The sequence below is a fragment of the Streptomyces kronopolitis genome, from assembly GCF_050953795.1.
Lineage (GTDB): Bacteria > Actinomycetota > Actinomycetes > Streptomycetales > Streptomycetaceae > Streptomyces > Streptomyces kronopolitis_A.
This window is the reverse complement of sequence record NZ_CP191850.1, coordinates 277,469-291,247: the sequence shown is the minus strand read 5'-3', so window position 1 is coordinate 291,247 and position 13,779 is coordinate 277,469. Positions and strand designations below refer to the sequence as shown.

At 75.7% G+C, this 13,779-nt stretch carries 2 protein-coding genes (1 of these 2 running past the window's edge); both read left to right on the top strand.

Going from position 1 to position 13,779, the window contains the following annotated elements; genetic code table 11:
• The first annotated feature begins 56 nt into the window (after window positions 1–56).
• The gene (locus ACQP17_RS01135) at window positions 57–13,400 is read left to right on the top strand and encodes an SDR family NAD(P)-dependent oxidoreductase (RefSeq protein WP_433854474.1); all 13,344 of its coding nucleotides are present in this window, start codon (window positions 57–59) and stop codon (window positions 13,398–13,400) included.
• On the top strand, window positions 13,397–13,779 hold the 5' portion of the coding sequence (locus ACQP17_RS01130; protein WP_433854473.1) for an amino acid adenylation domain-containing protein. The gene runs 4,300 nt beyond the window's last position; only the first 383 of its 4,683 coding nucleotides appear in the window; it begins with the start codon at window positions 13,397–13,399; its stop codon lies off the right edge, out of view. The genes ACQP17_RS01135 and ACQP17_RS01130 overlap by 4 nt, the downstream gene beginning before the upstream one ends.

Here is a 13,779-nt window from a genome sequence, read left to right as displayed (position 1 = left end):
CCGGCGCGGCCTGGCCCGATCACGCCCCCGCATCGCCGACCACCAGGAGAGAACACGTGGACCGAAGGTCCGTTCGCTGTGCCCTGCACCTGAAGCGGGACAACCCGATCGTCGACGACCACCGGGTGCACGGGGTGCGCACCCTGCCGGGTGTCACCTTCCTCGACATCGTCTACCGGCTGCTCGCCGCCCGCGACATCCCCCTGGACCGCGCCGAATTGAGCGACGTGCTGTTCGTCGAGCCGGTGGTCACCACGGACTCCTTCGACCGTGAGCTGACCGTCGACCTCACACCCGACGGCGCGGTCTTCCGGGTGACGGCGACCAGCCGCCGGATCCGCGACGGACAGCCCGTCGACGACGGCGTGACCACCCACCTGCGGGCCACCCTGCGCACCGACCTGCCCCCGCTCACCGGAGCCGCCGCACTCCCGCCGTCCGGCGTGCCGCGTGACGTCGACGAGGTCTACGCCACCGGCCGGTCGGCCGGCATCGAGCACCGGGCGTTCATGCGCTGCGCGGGAACCCTGCGCGCCACGGCGGACCGGGTGCGTGCCGAGATCGCGCTCGGTGACGAGGCGCGGAGCACGGTGGGGGACTTCCTGCTGCACCCCGCCCTGCTCGACGGCTCGACCATGCAGTCGTACGCGCTCGCCTTCGACGGCGCGGACGCGGACGGGCGCCCCCTCATCCCCCTGCACATCGGTTCCTTCCGCGCCGCCCGCACCCTCGGGGACGCCTGCACCGTCGACCTGCGCATGCACCCGGCCGGAGCCGGCGCCGGGGACGACGTGGTGAAGGCCGACATCGAACTGCACGACGGATCGGGCGCGTTGGCCGCCCGGTTCACGAACCTGACCTTCAAGCGCGTCCGCTCCGCCGCGGCGATCACCCGGCTCGCCGGCGAGCGGCCGGAGCCGGCCCCGCAGGCCGCGGCCGGAGCCGTCCCCGCGCAGCCGGCCGCCCCCGCGCCATCGTCCGTCCCCACCCGGCCGGAAAGCCCCGCGGAGCCCGTCCGCGCCGACGCCGGACCGGTGGACCTCCGGGCCGAGGTGGTCGAGCTGGTCCGCCGGGCGGTCGCCGACCCCGCCCTGGTGGTCGAGGGCGACCGGGGCTTCTACGACCTCGGCCTGGACTCCTCCCATCTCCTCACCCTGGTGCGGCTGTTCGAGGAGCACTGGGACATCGCGCTCTACCCGACCCTGCTGTTCGAGTACCCGACCGTCGACGCGGTCGCCGCTCACCTCGCCGGGCTGCTGCCCACCGAGCGGCCCGCCCGCCCGGCCGCCTCCGCCCCCGCGGCGGACACCCCCGCCAGGACCCACTGCCTGACCGGCCGGTGGCAGGCGGCGCCGCGCCCTCTCGCACCGGCCGCCGGACCCCTGCTGGTCATCGGCGACCAGCGGGTACGGGCCGACCAGATCACCGTCCGGCGCGGTCCCGCCTTCCGCCGGACCGCCCCGCACTCCTACGAGCTGCGCCCCGCCGAGGCCGGGGATCTGAGGCAGCTCCTCGCCGACCTCGCCGGAGCGGGCACGGCCCCGGAAGCGGTCCTGCACGCCGCGGACCAGGGCGCCGCCGGCCTGCCCGAGGCCGTACGGTCCGCCTGTGCCGAGGTGCTCGCCCTGGCCCAGGTCCTCGCCGACCGCCCGGTCCCCGTCGTGCACGTGGGCCCGGGCCCCGTCGCCGCCGCCGTGGCGGGACTGGCCCGTACGGTGCGCCTGGAGCAGCCGCGCCTCGCGATCACCGCCGTCGAGTCCGACGGCCCCGCCGACGCGGACGCCCTGCTCGCGGAGTTCACCGACCACGGGGAGTCCTGGGTACGGCACACCCCCGGCGGCCGCCATGTCCGCCGCTACCGCGACGCCGACCCCGGCCCTGCGGTCCCCCTCCGGCCCGGCGGCGTCTACCTGATCACCGGCGGTGCGGGCGGCATCGGCCGGGAACTCGCCGCCCGGGTGACCGCGCGCGGAGCCACGCCCGTCCTCGTGGGACGGACGCCGCGCCCGGCGTCCGAAGTCCCCTACGTCCGCGCCGACATCACGGTGCCCGCCGAGGTCGACGCCCTGATCAGCGGCATTCTCGAACGGCACGGCCGGCTGGACGGCGTGGTGCACGCGGCCGGCGTCCTGCGCGACGGGCTGTTCACCACGAAGACCGCCACGGACCTCGCGGCGGTCCTCGCGCCCAAGGTGCGCGGAGCCGTACTGCTGGACGAGGCCACCCGCCACCTGGACCTCGACTTCTTCGCGCTGTTCTCCTCGGTCACCGGCGTCGCCGGCAATGCGGGGCAGAGCGACTACGCGGCCGCCAACGCCTTCCTCGACGCCTACGCCCGCGAGCGCGGACTGCTCTCCTTCGCCTGGCCGCTGTGGGCCGAGGGCGGTATGCGCACGGACGCCGCCGCCGAGGCCCTGTTCGCCCGGCAGGGCCAGGCCCCGCTGCCGACCGCGGCCGGCCTGGACGCGTTCGAGCGGGCCCTGGCCCTGTCGGGCACCGAGCTGGTCGTGCTCCACGGTGACCCGGAGCGGGCCCGCGAAGCGCTGGGCCTCACCCCCGCCGACGCCGCCCCCGCCGGGGCCGTTTCCACCGGCACCGCCGCCCCCCGGCCCGCGGAGACCCACGGCACGCCGGAGACCGACGACCGGCACATCGCGGTGATCGGCGTCGCCGGCCGCTACCCCATGGCCGAGGACCTCGACCGGTTCTGGAGCAACCTCAACGCCGGCCGGGACTGCGTCACCGAGATCCCAACCGACCGCTGGACCTCGGACGACTTCTACCGGCCCGACCGCGCGGCCGGCCACTCGTACAGCAAGTGGGGCGGATTCCTGGCGGGCATCGACGAGTTCGACCCCGGCTTCTTCCGGATCACCCCGCGCGAGGCCGCGGGGATGGACCCGCAGGAGCGCCTGTTCCTCCAGACCTCGTGGCACGCCCTGGAGTCCGCCGGGCTCACCCGCGCCGACGTGGCCGGCCGCATGGTCGGCGTCTTCGCCGGAGTGATGTTCAACCAGTACCAGATGCTCGGGCTGGGCGCCGAGGACCGGCTGCCCGTCCTGCCGACGTCCTTCTCCTCCGCCGTGGCCAACCGCGTCTCCGCCTTCCTCGACCTGCGCGGCCCCAGCCTGGCCCTGGACACCATGTGCTCCTCGTCCCTGACGGCGCTGCACCTCGCCTGCGAGAGCCTGCGGTCCGGGGACAGTGAGCTGGCGCTGGCGGGCGGGGTGAACCTGATCGTCCACCCGTACAAGTACCTGCACCTGAGCCAGGTCGGCTTCGTCTCCTCCGACGGCCGGTGCCGCGCCTTCGGCGCCGACGGCGACGGCTACGTACCCGGCGAGGGCGTCGGGGTCGTCGTGCTCAAGCCGCTCGCCCGCGCCCTGGCGGACGGCGACCGGGTCCTCGCGGTGATCAAGGGCAGCGCCGTCAACCACGGCGGGCGCGCCGGGGGGTTCTTCGTCCCGAACCCCGCGGCGCAGGCCGACGTGGTGCGCCGGGCCCTGGCCAGGGCGGACGTGGACCCCGCCTCCGTCGGCTACATCGAGGCGCACGGCACGGGCACCTCCCTCGGCGACCCCATCGAGATCACGTCCCTCTCCCAGGCCTACGGCGAAGCGCGGAGCCGGCTCGGATCGGTGAAGTCCGGCATCGGACACCTGGAGTCGGCCGCGGGCATCGCCGGACTGACCAAGATCCTCCTCCAGCTGCGCCACCGCACCCTGGTCCCCTCCCTGCACGCCGACCCGGCCAACACGAGCATCGACTGGGACTCCACGGGCCTGCGCGTCCAGCGCGGGAGCGAGCCGTGGCCCGCCGGAGCTGCGGGCGGCCCGCGCCGCGCCGGCCTCAGCGCGTTCGGCGCGGGCGGGTCCAACGCCCATGTCATCGTCGAGGAGTTCCCGCAGCAGACGCCGCCCGCCGAGGGCCCCGCCACCGCCGGACCGCAGGTGGTACTGCTCTCCGCACGCACCCCGCAGGCGCTGCGCGAGCTCGCCGAGCGGTACCTGGAGCCGACGGCGGGCGCCCCGCTCGACGCGCTGGCCGCAGTGACCGAAGCGGCCGGCCTCGCCGGCGCCGACCCGGAGGCCGAGTTCGACGAACTCGGCCTGGACGTCGCCGACCTGCGCCGGCTCGCGCGGGTCCTCGCCGACCGGTTCCCGGGGCGGGCCCCGCACGTCGACGCCCGTTCCACCCTCGCCGCCCTCGCCGAGGCCGTCTCGGCGGGCGCCGGACCGGAGGCCGCGCTGGCCGACATCGCGTACACGACGCAGCTCGGCCGGGAAGCCCTGGAGGAACGGCTCGCCGTGGTCGCCTCCGACACGGCCGAACTCCGCACCGCCCTCCGCGCCTTCCTCGCCGGCTCGCCGGCGCCGGGCCTCCACCGGGGCACCGTCACCGGGCAGCGCCCCGCGCACGGCCTGGGGGCGGACCCGCTCCCGGCCGACCCGTCCGCGTGGGCGCACAGTTGGGCGGAGGGCGCCGCACCCGACTGGCGGGCCCTGCACCGCGACCGGCAGCCGCGCAAGGTGGAGCTGCCGCAGTACCCCTTCGCCCGCGTGCGGTGCTGGGTCGACGTACCGGCCCCGCAGCAGGCCGCCCCCGCGACCGCCGGGGCCGCTGCCGAGCCCCGCGTCGAGCCGCTCCCGCTGGACGTACCCGGCTGGGAGGCCGTCCCGACGCCCACCGCGCCGCCGGCGCCGGACGGTCCGGTCGTGGTGCTCCACGCCCCCGCCCGCGCGGGCCTGGCCCGCGAGCTGGCCGCCCGTCACGAGGGCGCCGTCCTCGCCGAACTGGGCACCCCGATCCGGGTGACACCCCGACTGGTCTACGTCCTGACCGGGCCCACCGACACCGCCGACACCACCCCGGACGAGGCCCAGCGGGTCACGCGCGCCGAGGACGCGGGCGTCAAGGCCCTCGCCCCGTACGCCCGGGCCTGGTCCCGTGAGCGCACCCTCGACTGGGTGATCGTCACCGCCGGCGCCGCCGCCCCGCCCGGCCGCCTTGTCACCGACCCCTACGCCGCCGGGATCACCGGCTTCGCCCGGGTCATGGAGCACGAGCACCGTGGCTGGTCCGTCGCCTGCGTCGACCTCGACCCCGCCCACGAGTCCGCCGCCCTCCTGGCGCCCGCACCCCGCGGAACGCGCGTCGCGTACACCAAAACCGTCCGCCACGCCCAGGTCCTGCGGCCCGCCCCGGCCGCCGACGGGCCCGTCCCGCTGCGCCGCGGCGGCACCTACGTGATCGTCGGAGGCGCCCGGGGCATCGGCCTGGCCCTCGCCCGCCGGCTCGTCGAGGACTGGGACGCCCACGTGGTGCTCGTCGGCCGCAGCGCGCTCGCCGACGCCGACCTCGGGGACCGGATCCGCTACGCCCGCGCCGATGCCACCGACCCCGGCCGGCTGGCGGCCGTCCTCGACGGGGCCGGCCCGGTGCACGGCGTCATCCACGCGGCACTGGTACGGCGCGACCGGCTGGTACGCGACCTCACGGACACCGACCTCGCACAGAGCCTGGCGGCCAAGTCCGGCGTCGCCGCGACCCTCGTCGACGCCCTGCGCGGACGCAACCCGGACTTCCTGGTGTTCTTCTCCTCCGCCCAGTCCTTCCTCGGCGACCCCGGCCTGGCCAACTACGCCGCCGGCTCCACCTTCCTCGACGCCTACGCCCACGCGCTCGACGCTCGCCTGCCCTACCCGGTGCGCGCCGTCGACTGGGGCTTTTGGGGCACCGTCGGGGCGGTGGCCGACGACACCCACCGGGACCGCCTGACCGCGGCCGGCTTCCGATCCATCACCCCCCGGGCGGGCTTCGCCGCCCTCGTCGAGACGCTCCGGGGGCCGGCGCCCCAGAGCGTCGTCGTGCCCGGCACCGAGGCCCTGCGCGCGCGCATGGCAGTGAACACGAAAACGGAGAGCACCGACGTGACGTCCACCAGCGGGCGTTCACACGCCGCCGACCTGCGCGTCGTGGAGGACTTCCACGCGCTCGACCGACAGATGACCCGCATCGCGGGCGGGGCCCTGCTCGCCCTGCTCGACGACCTGGGCACCTGGAACGGACCCGACCCCGACGCGGACGAGGTCCTGCGCCGGGTGGGCGTCACCCCCCGGTACGAACGCCTGCTGCGCACCGTGCTCGACGCGCTCGTGGGCGACGGCCTGCTCACGTCAGCCGCCGGACGCCTGCGCCCGGCCCCGGACGCCCTGGCCGCCGCCCGCGTCGGCGGGCACCTCGGACAGCTCGCCGACCTCGCCGCCGCGCACCCCGAGTCCGCCGTCTTCGTACGGCTGCTGGCGCTGTGCCTGGAGCGTTACCCGGAGCTGCTGCGGGGCGAACTCCTCGCCACCGACCTGCTGTTCCCGTCCTCCGGCACCTCGCTCATGGAAGGCGTGTACCGCGGAAACCCCATCAGCGACCTCTACAACGACCTGCTCACCCGCCGCCTCGTCGCCCACGTCGAGGAACGCCTCGCAGGTCTGCCCGCCGACGCCACCGTCCGCATCCTGGAGGTGGGTTCCGGCACCGGCGGTACCTCCGCCGGACTCCTGCGCGCCCTCGCACCGTACGGCGACCGGCTCGAGTACTGGTACACCGACCTGTCGGTGACCTTCCTCGCCCACGGCCGGCAGGAGTTCGGCGCCCGGTACCCCTTCCTGCGGTTCAAGCGCCTCGACCTGGACACCGACCCCGTCGGCCAGGGCTTCGACGAGGGCGGCTTCGACCTCGTGGTCGGCGCGAACGTCCTGCACGCCACCTCGGACGTCGGCCGTGCCCTGCGCCACCTGCGAAGGGTCCTGCGCACCGGCGGCGAACTGCTCCTCAACGAGCTGACGACGGTCACCCTGTCCGGCACGCTCACCTACGGGCTGTTCGACGGCTGGTGGGCACACGGTGACACCGGCCTGCGCCTGCCCGGCTCGCCGCTGCTGGACGTTCCCGGGTGGACCGGAGTGCTCGGCGGGGCCGGGTACGAGGCGGTGACGGCCTCGCCGGACCCCGCCCGGACCACCCGCAACTTCCAGCACGTCCTGGTGGCGAGGGCGGCGGCCGGCGTCACCGCACCCGCCGCCCCGCGGGCGACGGCAACCACGCAGGCCACGGCAACCACACAGGCCACCGGGGCCGCCATGGCCGCCTTCACGGACACGCTGCTCGACCTGACCTCGGACGCCTCCGGCATCCCCGTCGGCGACCTCGACCTCGACCGGCAGATCGGTGACTACGGCTTCGACTCGGTCAGTTACAACCTCCTCGCCAGCCGGCTCAACGGGGCCTTCGACCTGGACGTGACGCCCGCGCTCTTCTACGAGACCCCCACCCTGCGGGCCCTCGCCGACCGTCTCGCGCGCGACCACCGCACGGCACATCCCACCGCGACGCCGCCCGTCGCGCCGGCCCCGGAGGACCGGCCCGCCACCACCCGGACCGCGCGTCCCGTCGACCCGGAGGCGATCGCCGTCATCGGAATGAGCGGACGGATGCCCGCCAGCGCCGACCTCGACGCGTTCTGGGAGCACCTGGTGGAAGGGGACGACCTGGTCACTGACGTCCCCGCCGACCGCTGGGACCGCCACGCCCTCCCGGAGGGCGTGCACGCGAGCCGCGGCGGCTTCATCCACGACGTCGACCGCTTCGACCCCCTCTTCTTCGGCATCTCCCCGCACGAGGCCGAGGGCATGGACCCCCAGCAGCGGCTGGTGCTGGAAGGGGTCTGGACGGCACTGGAGGACGCCGGCCTGGCACCCGGAAGCCTCGCGGGCGGCGACGTCGGACTGTTCGTCGGCGCGGGATCGAGCGACTACGACGAGATCCGCAAGGCCTCCGGCCTGCCCGTCGACGCGCACGCGGCCACCGCCACCGCGCACTCCATCCTCGTCAACCGGGTCTCCTACCACCTCGACCTGCACGGCCCGAGCGAACCGGTCAACACCGGCTGCTCCAGCTCCCTGGTCGCCATCCACCGGGCCGCCGAGTCACTCCGCTCGGGCGAGTGCGACATCGCCGTGGCCGGCGGGATCAACCTGGTGCTGTCCCCGCACAACCACACCCTGCTCAGCAGCACGGGCATGCTGAGCCCGACCGGACGGTGCCGGACCTTCGACGCCCGCGCGGACGGCTTCGTACGCGGCGAGGGCTACGGCTTCGTGGTGCTCGCCCGCGCCGAGCGGACCCGGGGCCGCCGGGTCCGCGCCTGGCTGCGCGGCAGCGCCGTCAACCACGGGGGCCGGGCCCGGTCCCTGACCGCACCCAACCCGGCCGCCCAGGCAGCGATGATCGTGCGGGCCCACGAGCGCGCCGGAACCGACCCGGCCACCCTGGGCTACCTGGAGACGCACGGCACCGGCACGGAGCTCGGCGACCCGGTGGAGATCAATGGCCTGCGGCTGGCCTTCGACGAACTGCTGAAACGGCGGGGCACGCCCCCGCCGGCCGAGCCGTACTGCGGCATCGGAGCGGTCAAGGCCAACATCGGCCACCTGGAATCCGCGGCCGGTGCCGCCGGAGTGCTCAAGGTGCTCCTCGCGATGGAGCACGGTGTGCAGCCGCCGCTGGCCGGACTGCGGGAACAAAACCCGCACCTGCGGTTGGACGGCAGCCCCTTCCAGCTGCTCCGTTCGGCGCGGGACTGGCCGCTGCCGGCCGCCGGGCCGCGTCGCGCGGGCGTCAGCTCCTTCGGCTACGGAGGCGTCAACGCCCACGTCGTCCTGGAGGAGGCGGGAGCCGCACCCGAGGTGCAACGGCCGCACGGCCCCTGGGTGTTCCCGCTCTCGGCCCGCACCCCGCAGGCCCTGCGACGGTACGCGGTCGCGCTGCGCGAGGCCGTCGAACGGGCGGACCGGACAGCGGAACTGGCCGACGTGGCCCACACCCTCCAGCACGGCCGCGACGCCATGGCCGAGCGGCTCGCGGTCACCGCCGCCGACCGCTCCACGCTGATCGCCGCCCTGAAGGCCGCCGCCGACGGCACCGACCACCCGGCGCTGGCCCGGCCCGCCGGCGGGACGGACGCCGATCGCTGGGTGGCCGGGGACGCCGTCGACTGGCCGGCGAGCGGGGTCTCGATCCCGCTGCCCACCTACCCGTTCGAACGCCGCCGGTGCTGGGTCGCCCCGGCGGCAAGTGCCCCGTCGGCAGAGGCCACGGCCCCGGCCCCGGCGAGCACGGCCCCGGCGAGCAGGGACCCGAAGAGCACGGACCCGGCCCGGGCGGGTGTCTACGCCCCGCGTTGGCAGCCGATCGCCGACGTGGCCCTGCGCGGACCGGTCAGCGGCCCGGTCTGGGTGCTCGGCCCCGCCGAGCTGCCGGGGGACGGGGTCCACCGGATCGGCGCGGCGCCGCTGGAGTCCCTGCCCACCCCCGTCGCGGTCCACGCCGTGATCGAGGGCGAGCGCGGGGTCCTCGACCTCTTCCGGACCGTCCAGCACCTTCAGGCGCGCCCCGGAGCGGGCGGCGCACTCGCCCTGACGGTCGTGACCCGCGCCGCGACCGACCCGGGGTCGGCCGCCGCACTGGGCTTCGCCCGCTCGGTGCGCAGCGAGTGCGAGCGCTGGCGGGTGGCCACCGTCGACATCGGCCACCAGGACCCGACGGCGGTCCCCGTGGCCGCCCCCGGCGACTACGCGCTGCACGCCGGACGCTGGTACCGGGAGATCCTCGAACCCGTCGACGCGACGGCCGGGGCCGCGTCCGTCCTGCGCGAGGGCGGAACGTACGTGATCGTCGGCGGGACCGGTGACGTCGGCCTGGACATCGCCGAGCAGCTCGTACGGCGTCACCGCGCCCGCCTCGTCCTCGTCGGGCGCTCCGCGCCGGACGAGGACCGGGCGGCCCGGATCAAGGCCCTCGACCCCTCGGGCACCCGCGTGGAGGTCCACCGTGCGGACGCCTCGCAACCGGGCGAGCTGCGCGCCGTGCTCGACCGGGTGGGCGTCGTCCACGGGGTCCTGCATTCGGTGACCGTGCCGAGCGACCGTTCGCTGGCGGCCATGGACGAGGAGTGGTTCCTGCGGGGCATGGCGGCGAAGAGCCGCACCACCGAGGCCCTCGCCGAGGCGCTGGGCGGCCGGCGGCCGGACTTCCTGGCGCTGTTCTCCTCGGTGCAGTCCTTCCTCGGCAACCCCGGCCAGGCGGCCTACGCGGCCGGGTGCACCGCCCAGGACGCCATCGGCCGCGCGCTCGCCGCGCGGCTGCCCTACCCCGTCCACGTCGTGAACTGGGGGGCCTGGTCGGGTTCCGCCCTCACCGAGCGCCACCGGGGCCGGCTGGCCGCGGCGGGGGTCCACCCGCTTTCGCCGGAGGCGGGATTCGAAGCGCTGAGCCGGGTGCTCGGCCGACAGGAGGTTCAGGTGGCAGTGGTCTCGGGCACGGACGAGTTCCTCGGCCGGATCGGTGTCGCGGCGGCCGGCGCGGACGCACGGCAACAGCCCGCGACCGAGGCCACGTCCGAGGCCACGTCCGAGGCCACGTCCGGGGCCACGTCCGGGGCAGGGGCCTCCTGGCGTGCCTCGGCGGCCGACGAGATACTCGCCGTCCTGTGCGAGGTGGCCGGCATCCGGCCCCAGGAACTCGCGCCGGACGACCTGCTCAGCCGCTTCGGCTTCGACTCGATCACGTACACGCGGCTGAGCTCCCGGATGAACGCCCGCTGGGACCTCGACCTGACCCCGGCCACGTTCTTCGGAGTGGCCACCGCCGACGACCTGATCGACAAGATCCTCCGGCACCACGGAGCGGCTTTCGAGGCGCACTTGAGGGCGGAAGCCCTGCCCGTGGCCACGGCATCCGGCCCGGCCTCGGCACCCGACCGGGCCACGGCACACGACGAAAACCCGGCGGTCGAACCGGCCCGCGCCCCCGCACCGGCCCGCGCGCGGTCCGTCGCCGCCGAGGCCTCCCCGGCCGCCTCCGTCCGGTCCGCCGCGCCGGCGCCCGGCACCGGCGAGCCCGTCGGCGTCGCCCTCGTCGGCATGGCCGGCATGCTCCCCGGATCGGACGACCTGGACGCGTTCTGGGAGCACCTGACGGCGGGTGACGACCTCGTCGACGAGATCCCGGCCGACCGCTGGGACTGGCGCCGCCTGTTCGGGGAGCCCACGCCCGGCGAGTTCCGCACGACGGCGAAGTGGGGAGGGTTCCTGCCCCGGGTCGACCTGTTCGACCCGCAGTTCTTCGGCATCTCCCCCCACGAGGCCGTCGCGATGGACCCGCAGCACCGACTGGTACTGGAGGCGTCCTGGAGCGCGATCGAGAACGCCGGCATCCGGCCCTCCGCGCTCGCCGGCACCGACACGGGCGTCTTCATCGGCAGCAGCACCTACGACTACTTCGAGCTCCAACACGCCCTCGGCGTCCCGCTCGACGGCTACAGCACGGTGGGCAGAGCCCACGCGATCATGTCCAACCGGGTCTCGTACCTGCTGGACCTGCACGGCCCCAGCGAGACCATCGACACCGCCTGCTCCTCCTCGCTCGTCGCCGTCCACCGGGCGGCCGAGGCGATCCGCGGCGGTGACTGCGAGGTCGCGCTGGCGGGCGGAGTGAACGTCATCGCCTCGCCGACGCTGTTCGTGGACATGAGCCAGGCCGACATGCTGAGCCCGGACGGCCGCTGCCGTACCTTCGACGCGCGCGCCAACGGCATCGTCCGTGCCGAGGGCGTGGGCGTGGTGGTGCTCAAGCGGCTCGACGCGGCGATCGCCGACGGCGACGTCATCCACGCCGTCCTGCGCGGCAGCGCCGTCAACCACGGCGGCCGCACCAACTCGCTGACCGCCCCGAACCCGGACGCGCAGGCCGCCTGCATCGTCAAGGCGCACCGGCGCGCCGGTGTGGACCCGCGGACCGTCGGCTACGTCGAGACCCACGGCACCGGCACCGAACTCGGCGACCCCGTCGAGGTCGAGGGCCTCAAGTCGGCCTTCGCGGAGCTGTACGCGGACCACGGCGCCGCCCCCGGGCAGCCGCACGTGGTGCTGGGCGCGGTGAAGACCAACACCGGCCACCTGGAGGCGGCCGCCGGCGTCACGGGCCTGATCAAGGCGCTGCTGGCGATGCGCCACGGGTCGATCCCCGGCAACGTCCACCTGGAGAAGCTCAACCCGCACCTGCGTCTCGACGGCGGCCCGCTGCGCCTGCCGTCCGGGAACGAGGCCTGGCACCGGGTCCGCACGGCCGACGGGGCCGAGGCGCCGCTGAGAGCGGGCGTGAGCTCCTTCGGCCTGGGCGGGGTCAACGCGCACCTGGTGGTGGAGGAGTACCGGGAGACGCCGGACCTCCCGACGGCGGGGGAGCGGCTGTTCGTCCTGTCGGCGAAGACCCCGGAGCGGCTGCGCGACTACGCGGCGCACCTGGCCCGTTGGGCCGCGGACCACGAGGACGTGGACCCGGCCGCCCTGGCCCATACCCTGAGCACCGGCCGGGAAGCCTTCTGCGAGCGGCTCGCGGTCGTCGCCGACTCGCCGCGTGCGCTGGCGGCCGCCCTGGAGGCGTGGCAGGCCGGCGGACCGGTTCCGGGCGTCTTCGCGGGGGACGGCAAGGACGCCACCACCGCCCTGCTGCTGGACGGTCCCGAGGGCGGCCGGTACCTGCGGGCCGTGGTGGACGCCGGCCGACTGGACAAGGTCGCCCGGCTGTGGGTCGGGGGCGCCCCGATCGACTGGGCGGAGCTGTGGCCGGGAACGGCGCCCCGGCGGGTGCCCGCACCGACCTATCCCTTCGCCCGGGAGAGCTACTGGCTCACGCCCGGAGCCCGCTTCGACGCCGTCCAGGCGGCCGAGGCGGGACTGGTCACCGACACCGGGGCCGAGGCGGCTGTTGAAACCCCGGCCCCGGCCGTGCCGCGGACACCCGCCGCCGTGGAGACCGCCGTCCCCGTGGAGACCGCCGCCCCTGTGACGACGCCTGCCGCAGCGCAGCCGTCCGAGGCCGGGGCGCCGGCGGGAGACGACGCCGGGGCGCCGGCCGGGGACGACGCCGAGGGCGCCGTCCGTACGCACGTGCGTGGGCTCCTCGCGGCCCACCTGGGCATGCGGCCCGAACGCCTGCCCCTGGACCGGGCGTTGTCGGACGCGGGAGTGGACTCGCTGGGCCTGCGCCGACTGAGCCGCCGCCTCGGCGCGGACTACCAGGTGGAGGTGCCGACCCGGATGTTCGGGGTGGGCCAGACGGTACGGGCGGTGGCCCGGGCCGTTTTCGAGGCGTACGGGCCACTGCCCGTGCCCCAGGAACAGACGCAGACGCAGAAGCAGGACCAGGACCGGGACCGGGAGCCCGATCCGGCTCCCGCCGTCGCACCTGTGGACCGGGTGGCCGCTCTGCTGGCCGGGCTGCGCGACGGAACCGTCCGCGTGGACGACGCGCTGGCCGTACTTGAGGGAGGGGCGGGCCGATGAGCACCGACCTGCGTGAACTGCTGGCGGCGATCGCCTCCGGCAAGCTGTCCGACGACGTGGCCGAGCTGCTGGTGCGGGGCCTGGTCGACGCGACCGCTCCGGCCGCCGCACCCGCCCCGGCCGCGCCCGCGGCCGCCGCCCCGAAGGCGCCCACCGGGCCCTACCCGCTCAGCCGCGGGCAGGCCGCACTGTGGGCCCTGCACGCCGAGGATCCGCGGACCGTCTCCTACAACCTGCCGCTGGGCCTGTGGCTCGGGCCGGATGTGCAGGAGGACCGGCTCGTCGAGGCGCTGGCCGCGATGGTGCGCAGGCACCCGGAACTGGGGATCTCCGTACGCCTGGACGCCTCGGGGCCCGTCCAGGAGGTCACCGGCCGCGC